19 protein-coding genes are annotated in these 18,397 nt (G+C 70.7%); 9 read left to right on the forward strand and 10 right to left on the reverse strand.

The annotated features are described in order from the left end of the window. Positions 1-65 precede the first annotated feature (65 nt). Together mgtA and CIB93_RS03940 are read right to left on the reverse strand one after the other, a co-directional pair. Positions 66-2,807 (reverse strand): magnesium-translocating P-type ATPase, encoded by a 2,742-nt coding sequence (mgtA, locus tag CIB93_RS03935; RefSeq protein ID WP_096624096.1) that lies wholly within the window; start codon positions 2,805-2,807, stop codon positions 66-68. Further along, on the reverse strand, positions 2,791-3,156 hold the full coding sequence (locus CIB93_RS03940; protein WP_096624098.1) for a metalloregulator ArsR/SmtB family transcription factor: 366 nt from the start codon (positions 3,154-3,156) through the stop codon (positions 2,791-2,793). Before CIB93_RS03940 ends, mgtA begins: the two co-directional genes overlap by 17 nt. A 254-nt stretch (positions 3,157-3,410) precedes the next feature. Between CIB93_RS03940 and CIB93_RS03945 the strand changes: the two genes are divergently transcribed. Then, entirely contained in the window at positions 3,411-4,049 is a 639-nt protein-coding gene (locus CIB93_RS03945; RefSeq protein ID WP_096624100.1) for an ATP/GTP-binding protein, read from the forward strand. A 25-nt stretch (positions 4,050-4,074) separates the two neighbouring features. Here CIB93_RS03945 and CIB93_RS03950 read toward each other — a convergent pair whose 3' ends face one another. Further along, positions 4,075-4,503 carry a PPOX class F420-dependent oxidoreductase gene (locus CIB93_RS03950; protein ID WP_096624102.1) on the reverse strand — a complete coding sequence of 143 codons (429 nt, stop codon included), beginning with the start codon at positions 4,501-4,503 and terminating at the stop codon, positions 4,075-4,077. 139 nt (positions 4,504-4,642) lie between these two features. Here CIB93_RS03950 and CIB93_RS03955 point away from each other — a divergent pair, with 139 nt between their 5' ends. From CIB93_RS03955 to CIB93_RS03965, 3 genes are all read left to right on the forward strand, one after another. After that, on the forward strand, positions 4,643-5,056 hold the full coding sequence (locus tag CIB93_RS03955; RefSeq protein ID WP_096624104.1) for a roadblock/LC7 domain-containing protein: 414 nt from the start codon (positions 4,643-4,645) through the stop codon (positions 5,054-5,056). A gap of 110 nt (positions 5,057-5,166) precedes the next feature. Further along, a complete protein-coding gene (locus tag CIB93_RS03960; protein ID WP_096624106.1) occupies positions 5,167-6,306 on the forward strand; it encodes a DUF6397 family protein in 1,140 nt (379 codons plus the stop codon). 39 nt (positions 6,307-6,345) lie between these two features. Then, positions 6,346-6,834, forward strand: a complete 489-nt coding sequence (locus CIB93_RS03965; protein ID WP_096624228.1) for a GNAT family N-acetyltransferase — start codon at positions 6,346-6,348, stop codon at positions 6,832-6,834. A gap of 3 nt (positions 6,835-6,837) precedes the next feature. On the opposite strand, the gene CIB93_RS03970 is transcribed toward CIB93_RS03965, so the two are convergent. Continuing rightward, on the reverse strand, positions 6,838-7,530 hold the full coding sequence (locus tag CIB93_RS03970) for a histidine phosphatase family protein (protein ID WP_096624108.1): 693 nt from the start codon (positions 7,528-7,530) through the stop codon (positions 6,838-6,840). Between the two features lie 247 nt (positions 7,531-7,777). Here CIB93_RS03970 and CIB93_RS03975 point away from each other — a divergent pair, with 247 nt between their 5' ends. Beyond that, entirely contained in the window at positions 7,778-8,413 is a 636-nt protein-coding gene (locus CIB93_RS03975) for an LAETG motif-containing sortase-dependent surface protein (RefSeq protein ID WP_096624110.1), read from the forward strand. A gap of 70 nt (positions 8,414-8,483) precedes the next feature. Here the strand turns inward: CIB93_RS03975 and CIB93_RS03980 are convergent, their stop codons facing one another. Further along, on the reverse strand, positions 8,484-10,619 hold the full coding sequence (locus tag CIB93_RS03980) for a SpoIIE family protein phosphatase (protein WP_096624112.1): 2,136 nt from the start codon (positions 10,617-10,619) through the stop codon (positions 8,484-8,486). A gap of 303 nt (positions 10,620-10,922) precedes the next feature. Here CIB93_RS03980 and CIB93_RS03985 point away from each other — a divergent pair, with 303 nt between their 5' ends. After that, the gene (locus tag CIB93_RS03985; RefSeq protein ID WP_096624114.1) at positions 10,923-12,005 is read left to right on the forward strand and encodes an enoyl-CoA hydratase/isomerase family protein; all 1,083 of its coding nucleotides are present in this window, start codon (positions 10,923-10,925) and stop codon (positions 12,003-12,005) included. A gap of 3 nt (positions 12,006-12,008) precedes the next feature. Here the strand turns inward: CIB93_RS03985 and CIB93_RS03990 are convergent, their stop codons facing one another. Both CIB93_RS03990 and CIB93_RS03995 read right to left on the reverse strand, forming a co-directional pair. Further along, positions 12,009-12,236 carry a hypothetical protein gene (locus CIB93_RS03990; protein WP_096624116.1) on the reverse strand — a complete coding sequence of 76 codons (228 nt, stop codon included), beginning with the start codon at positions 12,234-12,236 and terminating at the stop codon, positions 12,009-12,011. A 65-nt stretch (positions 12,237-12,301) separates the two neighbouring features. Further along, complete coding sequence (locus CIB93_RS03995) at positions 12,302-12,796, reverse strand: hypothetical protein (protein ID WP_096624118.1); 495 nt, start codon at positions 12,794-12,796, stop codon at positions 12,302-12,304. A 225-nt stretch (positions 12,797-13,021) separates the two neighbouring features. Between CIB93_RS03995 and CIB93_RS04000 the strand changes: the two genes are divergently transcribed. Beyond that, the gene (locus tag CIB93_RS04000) at positions 13,022-13,885 is read left to right on the forward strand and encodes a pentapeptide repeat-containing protein (protein ID WP_373558708.1); all 864 of its coding nucleotides are present in this window, start codon (positions 13,022-13,024) and stop codon (positions 13,883-13,885) included. A gap of 21 nt (positions 13,886-13,906) precedes the next feature. Here the strand turns inward: CIB93_RS04000 and CIB93_RS04005 are convergent, their stop codons facing one another. Together CIB93_RS04005 and CIB93_RS04010 are read right to left on the reverse strand one after the other, a co-directional pair. Beyond that, positions 13,907-14,428 (reverse strand): SRPBCC family protein, encoded by a 522-nt coding sequence (locus CIB93_RS04005; protein ID WP_096624120.1) that lies wholly within the window; start codon positions 14,426-14,428, stop codon positions 13,907-13,909. A gap of 556 nt (positions 14,429-14,984) precedes the next feature. Continuing rightward, positions 14,985-15,644, reverse strand: a complete 660-nt coding sequence (locus CIB93_RS04010) for an NADPH-dependent F420 reductase (protein WP_096624122.1) — start codon at positions 15,642-15,644, stop codon at positions 14,985-14,987. Positions 15,645-15,937: 293 nt separating this feature from the next. On the opposite strand from CIB93_RS04010, the gene ctaD reads away from it, so the two are divergent. Together ctaD and CIB93_RS04020 are read left to right on the forward strand one after the other, a co-directional pair. After that, positions 15,938-17,668 (forward strand): cytochrome c oxidase subunit I, encoded by a 1,731-nt coding sequence (ctaD, locus tag CIB93_RS04015; RefSeq protein ID WP_096624124.1) that lies wholly within the window; start codon positions 15,938-15,940, stop codon positions 17,666-17,668. 43 nt (positions 17,669-17,711) lie between these two features. Beyond that, entirely contained in the window at positions 17,712-18,053 is a 342-nt protein-coding gene (locus tag CIB93_RS04020) for a hypothetical protein (RefSeq protein WP_096624126.1), read from the forward strand. Between the two features lie 33 nt (positions 18,054-18,086). Here the strand turns inward: CIB93_RS04020 and CIB93_RS39530 are convergent, their stop codons facing one another. After that, the gene (locus CIB93_RS39530) at positions 18,087-18,230 is read right to left on the reverse strand and encodes a hypothetical protein (protein WP_373558709.1); all 144 of its coding nucleotides are present in this window, start codon (positions 18,228-18,230) and stop codon (positions 18,087-18,089) included. Between the last annotated feature and the right edge of the window lie 167 nt (positions 18,231-18,397).

Below are 18,397 nucleotides of genomic sequence, written 5' to 3' on the forward strand. Positions count from 1 at the left end.
CACGGCAACACTTGCCGCATTGCGCAACTGTACAACCGTCGCGGTCCTGGGAAGCGGGTGACCCCTCAGTGCCCGCCGACCGCCTTGTCGTACCGCCTGCGCGCGGCCGTGAGCCCGATCGCGTACAGCCCCAGGACGGAACCGAGCAGCAGGTAGTAGAGCGGCGGCAGCGCGCCCATGCCCAGCACAGGACCCAGCGCGGTGAGCGGGAGGAGGACCCCGACCGCCGCGAGACCCGCTGCGGCAGCCCGCAGCGGGCCGCCCGCCCGCCGTTCCGCGGCGCTGCGACCGGTCCGCAGCAGGACCATGACCAGAGCCTGGGTCAGCAGGTTCTCCGTGAACCATCCGGCGTGGAACGCCGCCTCCCCGCCGTCCCCGGACGCCTGGTGGAGAGCGAGCGCGAGCACGCCGAAGATGGCGAGGTCGGCGGCCGCGTTGAGCAGACCGAACCCCGTGATGAAGCGCAGGAAGTCGCGCGGCCGCAACACGGTGGGGCGCCGCAGTGCCGACGCCGCCGGGCGGTCGAACGCGAAGGCCAGCTGAGCGGCGTCGAAGCACAGGTTCTGCACCAGCACCTGCGCCGGAAGCATGGGAAGGAAGGGCAGCAGCAGTCCGGCCGTCAGCATGGCGATGACGTTGCCGAGGTTCGACGAGAGCGTGATCCGCAGATACGTGGCGATGTTCCCGCTGCTGCCCCGGCCCGCCAGCAGTGCCCGGTCGATGGCGGTGAGGTCCTTCTCCGCCAGCACGACGTCGGCTGCCTCCCGGGCCACATCGACAGCGTTGCGGGGACAGATGCCGACATCGGCGGCGTGCAGGGCGGGAAGGTCGTTGACGCCGTCGCCGAGGAACCCGGTCGTCCGGCCACCGGCGCGCAGGGCGGAGACGATCCGCGCCTTGTGCTGGGGTGTGCAACGGGCGAACACGGTGGCCCGGTCGGCCACCCGGGCCAGCTCGGCGTCCGACAGCGTGTCCACGACCTCGGCCGTCACCACATCGCAGCCGTCGGCCGAGCCCGCCCGGCGCAGTCCGAGGTCCGCACACACCCGGGCGGCCGTGCCCGGGTGGTCGCCCGTCAGCACCTTGACGGCCACGCCCCGCCGGGCCAGCATCGCGAGCGCGTCGGCGGCGCTCGGAGCCGGGACGTCCCGCAGCGCGATCAGACCCAGAAACGTCAGCCCCCGTTCGTCCGCAGGGCTGTACGCACCCGGCCGGGACGCCCGGTCTGTGCGGGCCACGGCCAGCAGGCGCAGCCCGGACTCGGCCTTGCGGTTCGCCAGCGCGAGCAGCCGGTCCCGTTCCTCCTCATCCATCGCGCACCGCTGGAGCACGGCCTCGACGGCCCCCTTGGTGACCAGGGTGTGCACGCCGAGCCTGCCGGGCCGCCGGACCACGGCGGTCGCGACGCGGCGCACCGGATCGAAGGGCACCACCGCCACGCCCTCGTACGCCTCGGCCACCGCACCCCCCGCGGACGGCGGACCGCACTCCTCGGCCGCGTCCAGGACTGCCTCGTCGAGTGCGTCGGGCGCGGGCAGCTCGGCCAGCTGAAGCGTCCACAGGGCACCGATCGCCGCCCACCGCAGCACGTCGGGGTCGGGCCGGTCCGCACCGTTCGTCGCGCCCGAGACGACGGGCCGGTCCTCGGTCAGCGTGCCCGTCTTGTCCAGGCACAGCACATCGACCGCCCCGAGGTCGTGCAGCGCGGGGAGCCGCTTGACGATGACCCCGCTGGTGCGCGCCAGCCGGGCCGCGCCGCGCGCGAGCGTTGTGGTGACGATGACGGGGAGCATCTCCGGGGTCAGTCCCACGGCGACGGCCACGGCGAACGGCAGCGTTTCCAGGCCGCGGCCGCGCAGCGCCGCGTTGGCCATCAGCACCAGGGGCGGGGTCAGCAGCATGAACCGGATCAGGGTCCAGGAGATCCCCTGCACCGAACGGTCGAAGGCGCTCGCACCCCGCTGCCGGGCCCGGCCGTCATGGGCGGCCGCGAACCGGGTCTCCCCGCCGGTGGCCACGATCACCGCCGTACCGCTGCCGGACGTGACACTGCTGCCCTGGAAGCACCACTGCGGCTGCGCGAACGGCCCGGCCCCCGACAGCGCCGGGTCCGGGATGTCGACGGCGTGCTTGGGCACCGGAGCCGACTCCCCGGTGAGGGCCGACTGGTGCACGGTGAGGCCGTCGGCGCGCAGCAACTGCACATCGGCGGGGACGAGGTCGCCCGGACCCAGACGGATCACATCCCCCGGTACGAGGTCGGCCACCGGAACCTCCCGCTCCCGGGGCGGGGAGTCGGGGGAGGTGCGGCGCACCACGGTCGCGGTCGTCGCGACCAGTTCCCGCAGCGCCGCGGTGGACCGGTCGGCGCGGTGCTCCTCGGCCGAGCGCAGCAAGCAGCTGACCCCGACGAGCGCCAGGGTGACGCAGGCGGTGCCCCAGGCGGAGACGAGAGCGGAGACGAGGCCGAGGCAGAGCAGTACGGCGGTGAAGGGATCGCGGAGGCTGCGCACGAAGCGCCGGGGCCAGGGGGCGGGCCGCCAGGCGGGCAGTATGTTCTCCCCGGTCCGGCCGAGCCGGTTCTCGGCCTCGGTCTCCAGGAGCCCGCGCGGCCCGCTGTCCAGGGCACGCAGTATCTGCAGGGGGGTCGGACCGGTGCCGGAGACAGAGGCCGGTCCGTCAGGTCGGCCGCCTGACCCCGTTCCGGCGCCCGCGACAGGGCGCGGAAACGGCGTGACGGGGGCCGGTGTGCCCGGGGTGGGGTGTCCGGGACCCGCGGCTGCGCTGCCCTCAGGCACCGAGTTCACGCAGGCGGACGGGTTCCCGTGCGGGGTGCCCGGCGCGTTCGGCGAGCTGGCCGACCATCAGCCGGACGACCGTCACCACATCGGGATCGTCGACCAGATAGACCTGCCGCCGGCCCTCGCGGCGCGAGCGTACGAGTCCGGCGAGCTTCAGCTTGGTCAGGTGCTGGCTGACCGAGGGAAGCGTGCCGCCCACCCGCTCGGCGAGCCCGGTCACATCGCTCTCTCCCTGGGCCAGCGCCCACACGATGTGCAGCCGTGCCGGTGTCGCCAGGAGCCCGAACGCTGCTGCGGCCTCCGCCAGCACCTCCGCGGGCGGATCCTGGAAGCCGCCGTCGGAACCTGTCGACACGCTTGTCTCTCCTGTCACCGGCGGCCGAAAAGGCCAGTGTAGGGGCCACGCTGGACTGGCCTGGGGCCTGTGAGGAGCGCCGGGCCTGCCCATAGGAGGGCAGGAAGAGGACGGAAAGAGGGTGGAACAAGGCAAGGGGTGACCATGGTCAAGCCGCATCGGTCAAGAGCGATCAACCCGCTCAGGCGGGGGCGGCCGGTTGTCATGCTGTCGCACCGTAGCGATTTCCGAACGACTCGTGAGAGAAGTGACGCATGCCCTCCGAGCAATTCGACAGCGCCGAGAGCCCCCATGCCGACCGAACCGGTACCGGGAGCGGCCGGGACATCGCACTGACACTGAAGATCGTGGTGGCGGGCGGCTTCGGAGCCGGGAAGACGACGCTGGTCGGGGCGCTCAGCGAAATCCGCCCGCTGCGCACGGATGAACTGCTCAGCGAGAGCGGGCGCGACCAGGACGACACCGACGGGGTGGAGCGGAAGACCGCCACGACGGTGGCGATGGATTTCGGCCGTATCACCATCCACTCGGGCCTGTCCCTCTACCTGTTCGGCACGCCGGGCCAGGACCGCTTCTGGTTTCTCTGGGACGAGCTGTGCGAGGGAGCCCTCGCCGCGGTCGTCCTCGCCGACACCCGTCGGCTTGCGGACTGCTTCGCGGCCGTCGACTACTTCGAGCACCGGCGCATACCGTTCGTCGTCGCCGTCAACCGCTTCGCAGACGCCCCCGCCCACACGGAACACGACGTCGCGCACGCCCTGGACCTGGACCGGGGCACCCCCGTCGTGCTGTGCGACGCCCGCGACCGGGACTCCGGCAAGGACGTCCTGATCCGGACGGTCGAGTACGCCGGACGGATGCACACCGCCCGGCTCCTCGACTCCGTCGGCTGACGGGCCCCGGGCAGGTCCGCGCCGCTCAGTCGGCCATGTCGGCCATCGCGACCACCTTGTCGATGCGCACCCGCACGACCAGTTCACCGGGCACCCCGTTGCGCCTGCCGAACTCCTCGGCGGCGTCGGCCCCCACGTAGCGGCCTGCGATCAGTGTCGCCCACCGCAGCAGTTCCGCGGGATCCTCGCTCAGCTCGGCACGGCCCTGTACCACGGCGAACGCGTACGGAGGCCGATCGTCGTCGACGCACAGGGCCAATCGTCCGTCGCGCGCGAGATTGCGTCCCTTCACGCTCCCCTTGCCGGTGTTGAAGACCACTGTGTCGCCGTCGAGGAGAAACCAGACGGGAGCGATATGCGGACTGCCGTCGGCCCGCACCGTCGAGATCTTCGCGGTGCGGGTGCCCTCCGAGAGGAAGGCCCGCCATTCTTCATCGGTCATGTGGTGTGCCATGCGTCCATCCTGAGCCCGCTGTCCGCTTGGCGCGAAGCGGCACCCCGGGCGGTGGGGGGCGCTTGCCCCTGCGGGACCCGTGCGCGAGGCTTACGCGCGTAGCGGGGTACGGGGAACGAAGGTACGGGGAGGACGAGCAGTGGCGCTTGACCGAGGACTTGACTGGCTCCTTGACGATCTGACCGGCAGGGTGCAACACATACGGCACGCCTTGGTGCTGTCGAACGACGGACTGGTCACCGGCGCCAGTACCGGGCTCGCCCGCGAGGACGCGGAACACCTGGCGGCGGTCTCCTCCGGCCTCCACAGTCTGGCGCGCGGATCGGGACGCCACTTCCGGGCGGGCAGGGCCCGCCAGACGATGATCGAGTTCGACGAGGCACTGCTCTTCGTGACGGCGGCGGGGGACGGCAGCTGCCTGAGCGTGCTGACCGCGGCCGAGGCCGATGTCGGACAGGTCGCCTACGAGATGACCCTCCTCGTCAACCGGGTCGGCGAACACCTCGGCGTCTCCGTGCGCCAGGGTGGACCGGAGGGCATCAGCCCTTTCTGAGCTGCGCGTATCGCTGTCGGCGAGAAGTTATCCACAGGGTCGACGCGAGATGACTCCCTCGGGCTACCGTGATCACGGAGAGTATTCGAGCCGCACGGGGGAGGACGGTCATGACGATCAAGGAAGCGACCCGCGGGTATGGCGGGGCCGGCGGTGAGCTGGGCGAGGACGCGACCCGGCAGGACACCGGGCAGACTGCCGAACGGGGGTTGGACGCAGGCGCGTTGCCGCCGTGCGACACCCCGGCGGCGACGGTCGCCGCCGGGCGCGCGGCCCAGGAGCTGGGGCTCCGGCGGGCCGAGTTCGAGCTGGCGGTGCACCTGGGGCTGATCACTGTCGGCAGTGGGCCGGGAGGCGGGCGGCCCCGGGTGCACGAGAAGGAGATCGCGCGCCTGCGCGAGCAGCCGGGGTTCCCCGACGACCTGGCGGAACGGGTCCGGACGGTCGGCACCGCCGAAGGAGCCGACCTGCTCGGCATCGCTCCGGCCCGGTTCACCCGGCTGGCGCGCGCGGGCTGCGTCTCGCCGGTCACGTTCTATCTGAACCGGTATCGCGCGGTGGTCTGGCTCTACCTCGCCGACGAACTCGCCGCCCTGGCGGTCCGGGAGCCGGAGCTGCTTGCCGGACGGACGCCCCTGGGGATGCGCACGATGCTGGAGGCGGGTGCCGACTGGCGGGCTCGCAACTGGCGCTCGCAGCGCATCGACCGGCTGCTGTGCCGTACGGATGACGCGTGGGCTCGAGCGGCGGTCCAGGCATCGGCGCTCGACGCTGTGCAACTGGCGGAGGTGGTGGAGGACCCCTATGAACGGGGCTATCTCGTACGGGTCCGGCCGGAGCCGGTCTTCGGGGGCCCGGCGTCCACGGCGGCCAGGGAAGCCATGGGGGAGTTGCTGCTGGCGGACGACCCCGACGAGCTCCTCTGGCGGCGGGTCAACCTGACTCTGGAGCTGGACCGGGCCCGCGAGGACCGGCCCGCACCACGTCCCGGAGACGGCGCAAGGCCTCGGACGACACCGGTACGGGTACGGTCGCGGGCAGAGGCAGAGGCAGAGGCAGAGGCAGAGGCAGAGGCAGAGGCAGAGGCACCGGTACGGGTAGTGGCACCGTCTCCCGCCCCGGCACGAGCAACGGCACAGACACCCACGCCCGCACCACCACCCGCACCCGCACGGGCGGTGGTAACGCGAAGGCCATGCGGGAGGGGTCTGCTGGCCAGGTTGGGGTGGCGCGGCCGGGGTGCCGGATAAGTCCTCGCGAACGGCCCTCGGATCAGCCATGCTGTGCCGATGTTGATCAGGGAAGCAGCCCGCGAGGACTGGCCCGCCATCTGGCCGTTCTTTCATTCGATCATTGCCGCGGGCGAGACACTCACCTACCCGCTCGATCTCAGCAGGGAGGACGCCGAAGGCTGGTGGTATGTCGCGGCGCCGAGCCGCGTGGTCGTCGCCGTCGACGAGGCCGGGACAGTGCTCGGCACGGCGAAGATGAACCGCAATCACATGGGCAACGGTTCGCACATCGCCAGCGGCACCTATCTTGTCGATCCCGCGCACTCCGGCCGGGGCGTGGGGCGGGCGCTGTGCGACTACTCGGTGGCATGGGCTCGCGCCGAGGGCTACCGCGCGATGCAGTTCAACGCGGTGGTCGAGACCAACACCCACGCGGTCAAGCTGTACCGGTCGATCGGCTTCGATGTGATCGGCACCCTTCCGGAGGGCTTCAACCATCCGACCGAGGGCTATGTGGGACTGCACATCATGCACAAGGCCCTGTGACAGTCAGCTGCCGGAAGCCGGGAACGCCCGGCCCGCCGGACCGGTGCCCTCCGAGCCGCTCGCGGTGATCGGAGGGACGACCGTCCCAGCCCATGACAGGGCCGTCCAGCCGGTGCCGGGCGATCCTTCGACGACGACCACGCCCGTGTTGTCCAGGCGGTGTTCGGCGGCGAACGCGACCGTCACGTTCCGGGCGCGGGCGGCGGTCCATACGCGGATCGCGGCGCCGTGACTGACGAGAGCCACGGTCCGGGGAGCGCCGGGTGCGCCGGCGGCCAGGGAGCTGGCTGCCTCGGCCACCACCGCGTCGAAGCGCGACAGGGCCTCGACGCCGTTCTCACCGCCGGGCATCCGGCGTGCGGTGTCCCCGGCGGACCAGGCGAAGGCGGTCGTCAGGTATTCCCGGGCCGCCGCCTCGTCGGCCCGCATCTCCAGATCGCCGGCCGAAAGTTCGCGGATGCCGTCCCGGATCAGTACGTCGAGGCCTCGCTCGTCGGCCAGGGGAGCGGCGGTGAGCTGCGTACGCGTCAAGGTGGAGGCGTACAGGGCGGCGATGTCCTCCCCGGCGAGAGCCCCTGGCAGGGCCGCGGCCTGACGCAGACCCAGATCGGTGAGACCGGGCCCGGGCCGCGCCGTGTCCAGAAAGTGGCCGAGGTTGGACGGTGTCTGGCCGTGGCGGATCAGCAGCAAGCGCATAGAAAGGGTCAGGCTCCAGGTCAGGGCGTGCAGGCGGAACAGAGGGCGTGTGTGAGCCACCCTCTCATTCGGCCACCGCCTGAGGGCAGCACGACGGGACGGCTGTCCGCCTTGTCAGAAGTAGCGGGCCTATGGCAGGAGTTGGTCCGGCGGAGAGATGCGCGGGGTGGCTGCGATCTCCCGGGGTGGGGGCAGTACTGTGCGCCCCACCGCCATTCGGGCGGAGATTCATCTGGAGGAAGAACCCATGACCATACCCAGGAGATCGTGGCGTGGCGCGGGAGCTCTCGTGGCCGCTGCGGTCGTCGGTCTGACCGGAGGCGTCCTCTCCGCCGGTCCGGCCACGGCTCACACCCCCGCCTGGGCCGTGACCTGCTCCGAGGTGAGCATCGACCTCACCAACTACACGAGCGACGTCCCCAACACGGTGACGGTTTCGGTGGACGGCAAGGACCTGCTCCCCACGGAGACGTTCGGCAGTGAGTTCCACCGGAAGCTGACGCTTCCCGAGCACGACAAGCTGGTGACGGTCCGACTCGTCGTCAAGGACGCCGACGGCGACGGCGAGCACTCGATCGACAAGACGAAGACGGCCGCGGTGTGCGAGGAGAGCCCCGTGCCCACGCCGAGCGAGTCGACCCCGAGCGAGCCGGTGCCGTCGGAGACCGCGGTAACCGAGCCGCCCGCGCCCAGCGCCACGCCCAGCGCGGAGCCTTCGGAGTCCGCGCCCGCCGCGCCCGCCCCGAGCCCCGGCTCGCCGGACCTGGCCGAGACCGGTTCGTCGTCGGCGACGCCGGTCATCGGTGGCGCCGCTGTCGCGGTGCTGCTGGCCGGCGGCGGCATCCTCTGGGCCGTCCGCAAGCGGCGCACCGACCAGAACTGACGCTCCGGCGTCCGAGGGGTGTGCCTCGCCGCGGAAGCGATACGGCACACCCCTCGTCCCGGCACGCCTTTCATCCTTGGCCGTTGGCCGTCGACGGGGGCGTGGTGGCCGCCGGAGGCGGGGGGCCGATCTCGCACCAGACGGCCTTGCCCTCCCCGCGCGGCTCGATCCCCCAGCGGGTGGCGACCGCGTCGAGCAGGAGCAGCCCCCGGCCCGAGGTCGAGGTCTCACCCGGTGTACGCCGCCGGGGCCAGGCACTCGACCGGTCCTGGACCGACAACCGGATCCGCCGCACCGGTTCGGGCAGCACCTCCAGCGTCAGGACGGCCCCGCCCTCGGTGTGCAGCAGCACGTTCACCAGCAGCTCACCCGTGACCAGCTCCGCGTCGTCGGCGAACTCGGCCAGATGCCAGTCGGCGAGAGCCTCCCGCACGATCGCCCGGGCGTCCGAGAGGCCTTCGGGGTCCGCCTGATGGATGTACTGGTGGAGCCGGGGTGCGTGGGTCGACCCCACATCAGGACTCCGGCGCAGGACCAGGAGCGCCACGTCGTCCCCCGACCCCCACCGTTCCCACAACCGCTCCGACAGATGATCGGCCAGGGCCTCCGCCCCCGCGGGCCCGGCGCTCACCTCGTTGCGCAGGGCGTCCACCCCGGTGTCGAGGTCGGCGCCGGGCTCCTCGACCAGGCCGTCGGTGTACAGCACGAAGGTCTCACCGGGCACCAGATCGAGCCGGGTCTCCGGGTACTCCTCGTCGTGGAGGTCCGTCGAGATGCCCAGCGGCAGACCGCCGCGGACCTGCGGGCTGCCGACCCGGCCGTCCGTGTGCCGGATCAACGGACCGAGGTGTCCGGCCCGGACCACCCGCACCGCCCCGGACGCCAGGTCGACCTGCGCGTAGGTGCAGGTCGCGAAGCGGTCGGTATCCAGCTCGGCGAGAAAGCGGGAGGCCCGCGCCAGGACCGTGGCCGGAGGGTGCCCCTCGGCGGCGTACGCGCGCAGGGCGATGCGCAACTGGCCCATGATCGCGGCGGCGTGGGTGTCGTGCCCCTGCACGTCTCCCACCACCAGCCCGTAGCGGTTGTTGGGGAGGGTGATCACGTCGTACCAGTCTCCGCCGACCTGCCGACCGCTCCAAGCGGCGTGATAGCGCACCGCGATCTCGCCGCCCTCGACGTCCTGTATCCGGGGCGGGAGCATCGCGGACTGAAGCTGGGTGGCGAACTCCCTCTCCTCGTCGAAGAGCATCGCCCGTTGCAGTGACTGGGCCACGATGGCGGCCAGGCCCAGGCACAGTATGCGCTCGTCCGCGTTGAAGACCGTGCGCTCCCGGTAGAAGAGGGCCAGTCCGCCCAGCGACCGGGCCTGTGCCACCAGCGGAAGATACGCGGCAGCCCGGAACCTGAGCTTCCCCAGGTGTGGCTCCAGTTCCGGATACCGGCGGGCCAGTGCGGCAAGGGAGGTGATGAACCGGGGGCGGCCGCTGCGGATCGTGTCCGCGAGGGGCAGATCGCGGTCCAGGTCGCCGGAGCCCAGGCCGTCCAGCACCTCCAGTGACTCGCCGCTCAGCGCCACGATGTTCAGCGCGGAGTTCTCCACGAGCCCGAGCGCGAGTCCGTCCGCGCCGAGCCTGGCCAGCCCGCCGGGGCCGGTGAGCGCAGCCGTCACGTCGTCCACGGTCACGGCACGTGACATCGCGCTCGTTGTGCGTTCAACGATGTTGGTCTGGCGCTGCCGCCGCTTTTCCAGATCGAGCACGAAGGCCGAATGGGTGACTTCCGCCGTCGCGTCCCGGACGATCCCCACGATCCGCTGGGCCCTGCCGTCCTTCGAACGCAGGATGCGGGCCTGGACATGGGTCCACTGGATGGTCCCGTCGTCCAGCGGTACGCGGAAGTGGACGCTGTAGGAATTGCTGCCGCTGGTGATGGCCTCATCGATCGTGACGTCGAGCCGGGCCCGTTCCGCAGGCTCCAAGTGCTCCAGCAGGGTGCCCGGACGCGCGTCGAACGTCGCCGGATCCACACCGAACACCATCAGCCCGGCCTCGTCGATGTCCAGGGTCCGGGCGTCCAGATCCCAGTCGAAGCTGCCGGTCCGATTCATGGCAAGGCGTTCCGTCGGCCGGATCTCACCGTTGGTCTTCCGGTCGATCCGGCGGAGCGGAGAGGCTTCGGCGTCCTGCCGCCGTTCGTCGTCGGTCATTCCTGCTCCGGAGGTCGTCCGGCGGGGCCGTGCGTCGGTGCGCCCCGTAGGCCTCAATTGTCGAGCCGCTTCCACCGGAGTGCCACAGCGGCTCACGCTTTTGTTGCGTACTGCGCGTCTACGAGGTTCCCAGGGCGGACCCCCGGGTCTCCCGGCTCGGCGGGGCGTCGCAGAATGGCGGGCGAGGCCCGTCCGGAACCGGACACAGGACGGCCGCCCAGGTGCCCCAGTCCGTGTGACCGGCGAGATGTCCAGATGACCAGGCGACCAGCTGGCCTGGCGACCAGTGAGCGGAGCGCATGCATGAACGATGAACGGCCCGTCCTGCTGGAGATGCACGGCCACTGCCTGCGCATCACCCTCAACCGCCCCCGGGCCCTCAACGCACTCAGCCACACCATGGTGGGGCTGCTCGACGAGGCCCTGGCCCGCGCTGAGCGGGACGACTCGGTCGTCTCCGTGGTGCTGGCCGGGGCGGGGGACCGGGGCTTGTGCGCGGGCGGCGACATCCGCGCTCTTCACGACGACGCGCGGGCCTCGGGCCGCGCGTCCCTGGCGTTCTGGCGCGACGAGTACCGTCTCAACGCCCGCATCGCCCGGTTTCCCAAGCCGTACGTCGCCCTGATGGACGGCATCGTGATGGGCGGCGGAGTCGGAGTGTCGGCCCATGCCGGAATCCGCGTCGTCACCGAACGCTCACGCGTCGCCATGCCCGAGACCGCCATCGGCTTCGTCCCTGATGTCGGCGGCACCCGGCTGCTGGCCGCCGCACCCGGTGAACTCGGCACCCACCTCGCCCTCACCGGCCGGTCCGTCGGAGCGGACGACGCCCTCCTGTGCGGCCTCGCCGACCACCACGTCCCGGCCCGGAACCTGCCGGCGCTGACCGAAGCCCTCGCCGCGACGGACACCGCCGCCGAGGTCGCCCGGGCGGTGGGCCAGTTCGCCACGGAGGCGCCCGCCGGTGAACTCGCCGCGCAGCGCGCCTGGATCGACGCCTGCTATGCCGCGGACACCGTCGAGGAGATCATCCGGCGGCTGCGGGACAGCGGTGTCCCCGAGGCGGCGGACACGGCGGCCGAACTCCTGACCAAGTCGCCCCTCGCGCTCAAGGTCACCATCGAAGCCGTCCGCCGGGCGGCCCGGCTGGACAGCCTGGAGGCCGTCCTCGACCAAGAGTTCCGCGTGTCCAGCCGGGTCTTCGAACAGCCCGACTTCGTCGAGGGCATCCGGGCCAGGATCATCGACAAGGACGGCAGCCCGCAGTGGAAGCCCGCGACCCTGGCCGAGGTCGACGAACAGCAGGTCGCCCGCTTCTTCACCCCCCTCGGCCCCGGCGAACAGGAACTCGGCCTGGCTTCCGGCTCCGCCGCCCCCACCCCGTAGTGCCTATCTGTCGCTGCCGGACAGGCTCGGCTGCAACGCCCGCACGAGGGCGAACAGCTTGTCCTCATTCCCCGTCAGCCCCGCACTGCGCAGCGCCTGGTCGGCCTCCCGCATCGGTGAGGTGAGCAAGGGCAGATACACCGGCGCGGCGTCCGCGTCCGCGAGCGCTGCGCGGGTGGCCTCCAGCAGGCGTACGTACGCCTGCGCCGCGGCCAGCTCGTCTTTGTCCATCTCAGCATCCCCTCGTCAGAGCTGTCTGACCGTCAAGCATCTCCTATGGGTCTGACAACGCCCCCTCAAGCCTCGCCGCGCCCACCGGACAACCCGCCAGGGGGCTCGACCTCCAGGTACCGCCGCCTGCGGGGCCCCCGATACAGCAGCACCGTCCAGCCGAGCCGCCGCAACGCGGCCGCGCAACCGGCCAGGGCCTCCTCCTCGTCGTGCACAGCACCGCTTCTCGGCGGCCCGGCCCACTCGACCCGTACCGACCCGGCCGACTCGCCCTCCAGCACCCGGTACCCGGCCGCCACCCGGCGCCCTGACGCGTCGACCCCCGACGGAGCGGCCCCCGAACTCTCCAGGGCCAGGGCGACGGCCCGCACCGGACGTTTCCGTTCCCACAGCGCCGGTACGGCCTCAGGATCGGCCTCTCCGGTACCGGTGAGGCGACGGATCTGCAGCAGCCCCTGCAGCGCGGTCCGCACTGAAGCGGCCCGCCGCTCGGCGGACTCGCCCGACGGCGGGCCGTCACCGGTCGCGGGCTCAAAACCGGTGCTGTCCTCCGTGTCCATGTACCCCTCCCACCGCGTGATACGTACGCGCCAAGTGTGCCCGGGATCGGGCAGGTGGCCCGAGCCGATCGGCCTGCGGGAGGGCGTATGAACATGCACCGGGTTCGCCCCGGCCCCGCCCCCTCATTAGAATCCTGTGTCCGACCACCACAGCAACCGCAACGACCACTGCCCCAGTTTCACCGCCGCACCTCCCGCAGCACCACCCAGCGAGGACCCGCAACCGTGCCCGACCACGTCCCCGACGACTCTCCGACCGCCCTGCCCGAGACCGGACGGAGGGCACAGGAGGATCTGCGCGCGGACTGCACGAACTGTTTCGCCCTCTGCTGTGTCGCTCTGACGCTGACGGCCTCCTCCGACTTCGCCATCGACAAGCCCGCCGGTCGGCCCTGCCCCAACCTCCAGGACGATTTCCGCTGCGGGATCCACACTCGGCTACGGCCCAAGGGTTTCTCCGGCTGCACCGTGTACGACTGCTTCGGCGCCGGGCAGAAGGTCTCCCAGGTGACCTACGGCGGCCGAGACTGGCGTTCGTCCCCCGACATCGCCGCGCAGATGTTCCAGGTGTTCCCGGTGATGCGCCAGCTCCACGAACTCCTCTGGTATCTCACCGAGGCGCTCGCCCTGCCTGCCGCCCGCCCGCTGCACGGCGAGATCCGGCGAGCTCTGGAGGCGACGGAACGGCACACCGCGCGCCCCGCCGTCGACTTCGCGGAACTCGATGTCGCCACCCACCGGGACCGGGTCGCCGGCCTTCTCCTGCACACCAGCGAACTGGTCCGGGCCACGGTGCCGCGCCGCAGGAAGCGCAACCACCGGGGCGCCGACCTCATCGGAGCGCGGCTGCGCGGCGCGGACCTGCGTGGAGCGGATCTCCGCGGGGCCTACCTCATCGCCGCCGACCTCGCCGGTGCTGACCTGCGTCTGGCCGACCTCATCGGGGCGGACTTCCGCGACGCGGACCTCTCCGGCGCCGATCTCACCGGGAGCCTGTTCCTCACCCAGTCCCAGGTCAACGCGGCCAAGGGCAACGCGAGAACAGCCCTCCCCGCAGCCCTGAGCCGCCCGACGCACTGGGCCGGTTAGACCGCGCCGCCGCCCGTCGCATCACGGGGCGATGGTCCCCCTGACATCGTCCTCCAGAGCCGCTTTGAGGCGCTTGAGTGTCGTTCGGATGTTGCCGCGCTGGAACTGGGCGAACGTCTTCCCGCCCGTGGCCACGCGGTCGAAGGCATGGGCCAGGAAGTCCGGCCAGGAGCGGCGGTCATCGGTCCAGGTCTCGGTGACCCGGGTTGCCCCGTCCACTACCTCGAAGCGGTACTCCCAGGTGGCGATCGGCCCCCGGAGCCGCGGCCGCCGCAGGCCGATCGCGTGGACCCGGAACGCGAAGCGCTCGCCCGGATCGGCCGCCGTCACCGTGCAGCGTGTGGTCCAGCGCGCCACCCCTCGCTTGTTGCGGCCTTCGAAGACCATGCCGACGTACGCACTCCGCCGCTCTCCCCGCACGGTCGCCCCTCGGTTCTCCGGGCTCCAGCGGCCCATCGCGGTGGGGTCGCTGAGCTGTTCGTACACCTGGGCGGGGCTGGCGTGGATGATGATGCTGTCCGCTACGGACGTGGTGCGAGGCATGGCGCGACTCCATTTGTCCACGGCCGTAGTCAGACCAGCGCCGGGAGCCGGACGGGCCGTGGAGCCGACATCCGATGTCCCTGGCCCACACCTTACTCGCGAGTAGTCATGATGGAGGCGGGGCGGCAGGGGGACAGGTGGCGGTGGCAGGAGCCGGGTTCCGGTACCGGGCGCCGGCCAACGCGTCCGCTGCTCTCGTCAGGCTCGCGACCCGTGCCCGTACCCGTACGTCGGCCGGCAGGTCGGGTATGCCAAGCAGACCCGGATATTCGCGACGACCCGGCCAGGTCCCGCAGCACCTCTGGCGGTAGGGCCTCCGGATCGACGGCCACGGTCACCACCGCTCGCAGCTGTCGGCCCACCAGGTATGAGAGTGAGCGCCCCGATCACCGCTGTGTACCATCTGCCGTTCCGGTCACCGTGATGGGGGAGGTCTGAGTCCCATGAGGGAGGGCAGGCCGACGTGAGCGGCCGGGGGTACTCCGGACCCCCGCCCACAGCGGACCATCGCGGATAATGGCCTCCGTTCACAGCGGCCCCCCCCGTGCCGCCCTTCTCAGGCGCGCCACTCCGCCGTACGCTCCGGCGACGCCTCCGCGAGGGCCTTCGTGATCGCGTCGGCATCGCCCCGGTTCCCGTACACCGGCGTGCCGGGCTGCTGGCGCCAGGATTCATCCAGGCCTCCGGCGTCCACGGTGTCAAAGCCGAGCTCGTCGATGAGGTCACGCACGGTTTGTTTGGCCGCCGCGTCGTCACCGGCCACCGGGAGCGCCTGCCGGCCCGGGGTGCCCTGCGGCTTGCCCTGGTCCAGGATGTCCTGGGCGTACGTTCCGTTGAACGCCTTGATCACCGGGTGGCTGATCTGCTGCTCGGTCCACCGGCTCTCGGGCAGCCCGTCCTCGATGGCGGCAAGGCGGCCGTCGCGCTGCTGCGGGTAGTAGTTGCCGGTGTCGATGACCACGACGTCATCCGCCGCGCCGGCCAGGAAGCCGTCGGGCAGATCGGGCACGGCCTTGAGGGGGACCGTTACGACGACGACGCGGGCGCCCTTCGCCGCCTCCGATGCTGCCACCGGCGTTGCACCGGTCTCCACGGCGAGGGCGGTCAGTGTATGGGGGCCACGGGAATTGGCGACCGAGACCTCGTGGCCGAGGGCGGTCAGACGCCGAGTCAGGTTTCCGCCGATGTTGCCCGCGCCGATAATACCGATCTTCATGGGTCCGACCTTCCGAAGCCTGCCGAGTGGTGAAGAGGTGGTTCTGTCGTTTCACCAACTCCGCGACCAGGGGAGCTATTCCGACACCGGGGAAGGAATATCCGGTCGCGTCCCGGACGTTGGCATGCGTTTGGCCCGGCTGCGCAGCGCGGGGCGGCGCACGGGTGTAGGCCATTTGAGTGTCCTTGCCCGCCGCTGGCGCCGGGCGGGGAGTGATGTCCCACCGCACCGATCACCGCGGGTCCATTCTGGTCGCCGAGTCCGCACGGGCCGTCGACCGAAGGAGCGTCGTAGTGACGACGAGAGGCATCTCGCAACCGGTGGAGACCGATGCTGCCGACCAGGACGAAGTGCTGGTACGGCGCAAGGAACCGGGCAACGTCGTCATCAAGTGGATGACCACCACGGACCACAAGACGATCGGCACGCTCTACCTCGTCACCTCGTTCGTATTCTTCTGTGTCGGAGGGCTGCTGGCCCTGGTCATGCGTGCTGAACTGGCGCGTCCTGGAACCCAGTTGATCTCGAATGAACAATTCAACCAAGCGTTCACGATGCACGGCACGATCATGCTGCTGATGTTCGCGACGCCGCTGTTCGCCGGGTTCGCGAACTGGATCATGCCGTTGCAGATCGGCGCGCCCGATGTGGCGTTCCCGCGGTTGAACATGTTCGCGTACTGGCTGTACCTCTTCGGCTCGCTCATCGTGGTCGCGGGTTTCCTGACTCCACAGGGTGCGGCCGACTTCGGCTGGTTCGCCTACGCGCCGCTGAACGACGCGGTCCGCTCGCCGGGCATCGGCGCCGACATGTGGATCATGGGTCTGGCCTTCTCCGGCTTCGGTACGATCCTGGGCTCGGTCAACTTCATCACCACGATCATCTGCATGCGCGCACCCGGCATGACGATGTTCCGCATGCCGATCTTCGTCTGGAACGTCCTGCTGACCGGCGTGCTGGTTCTGCTGGCGTTCCCGGTTCTGGCCGCGGCCCTGTTGGCGCTGGAGGCGGACCGTAAGTTCGGTGCCCACATCTTCGACCCTGCCAACGGAGGCGCACTGCTGTGGCAGCACCTCTTCTGGTTCTTCGGCCACCCCGAGGTGTACATCATCGCCCTGCCGTTCTTCGGTATCGTCACCGAAATCTTCCCGGTCTTCAGCCGCAAGCCGGTCTTCGGCTACATCGGCCTGGTCGCGGCCACGATCGCCATCGCGGGCCTGTCCGCGACCGTATGGGCGCACCACATGTTCGTCAGCGGGGCCGTACTCCTGCCGTTCTTCTCCTTCATGACGTTCCTGATCGCCGTACCAACCGGTGTGAAGTTCTTCAACTGGATCGGCACGATGTGGAAGGGGTCCATCTCGATGGAGACCCCGATGCTGTGGTCGGTCGGCTTCCTGGTCACCTTCCTCTTCGGCGGGCTGACCGGGATCATCCTCGCCTCGCCGCCGATGGACTTCCATGTCTCCGATTCGTACTTCGTGGTTGCCCATTTCCACTATGTGGTCTTCGGTACCGTGGTCTTCGCGATGTTCGCCGGATTCCATTTCTGGTGGCCGAAGTTCACTGGGAAGATGCTCGATGAACGGCTTGGGAAAGTGACGTTCTGGACGCTCTTCGTTGGATTCCATGGAACGTTTCTCGTTCAGCACTGGCTTGGTGCCGAGGGAATGCCTCGGCGTTACGCCGACTATCTCGCGGCGGACGGGTTCACCGCGCTGAACACGATCTCCAGCATTTCGTCCTTCGTGCTCGGGCTGTCGCTCCTGCCGTTCTTCTACAACATCTGGAAGACCGCCAAGTACGGTAAGAAGATCGAGGTCGACGACCCCTGGGGATACGGTCGTTCGCTTGAATGGGCGACATCCTGCCCGCCGCCGCGCCACAACTTCGTCACCCTGCCGCGAATTCGGTCCGAATCCCCGGCGTTCGACCTGCACCACCCCGCGTTCCGTGCCCTCGACGAGGCGTCCAACCGTCCCCACAGCTCCACGGTCATCGCACCGGGCGACAAGCAGGATTGAGGGCGGCCAGCGGGAAGGACGGCCCGACGGACAAGGAGGACGGGTGAAACCCGACAAGGAGAGTGCCCGGGGCCTGGCGCAGCTCGAAGGCTTTCTGCTGTGGAACGCCGAGGTCGAAGGGGCGCGGCGGCAGGCACGCCGCTTCACCGATCAACTGCCCTGGCTGACCACGGCACAGCGCGAGGACGTGGAGCGTGTGTACGTCACCGAACGGGTGGACGCTTCCCGGGAGTCGCTCACCCGCATCCGCGACCGAGCGGACGAACTGCGCGAGGAGTACTCCGAACGCTACGCACGGCTCCGGACCCGCTGCGTCGCAGTCTCTACCGCGACGGTGGGGGCGGCCACCGGCCTCTGCACGGTGCTGACGCTGCTTCTGCGCTGACCCGAGCCCGGGCGGGCTCCACGAGTCCGTCCCTCAGCGGCGTACCAGACAGTAGGGGTGACCGGCGGGATCGGCGTACACGCGCCAGCCGCGCCGGTCGTCCCCCGCGTCGAGCGGGCGGTAGGCGCCCCGCAGCACCGCACCCCCGTCGAGCGGTCCGCGCTGCGTCCGCAGCACATGAGAGAGCCTGGGCGGCAGCCGACAGTCGGCGTGGGGAAGGGCGGGTGACACACCTGGCACCAGTCCACAGGGGGAGGGGAATCCGCCGGGGGACTTCGTTGGCCTGGGCGTGGACCCCAGTCCGGGGCACCGGGGTGGAGCAGGCGCTTCCGGCGCATTTCCAC

Source organism: Streptomyces sp. WZ.A104 (assembly GCF_002382885.1).
Taxonomy (GTDB): domain Bacteria; phylum Actinomycetota; class Actinomycetes; order Streptomycetales; family Streptomycetaceae; genus Streptomyces.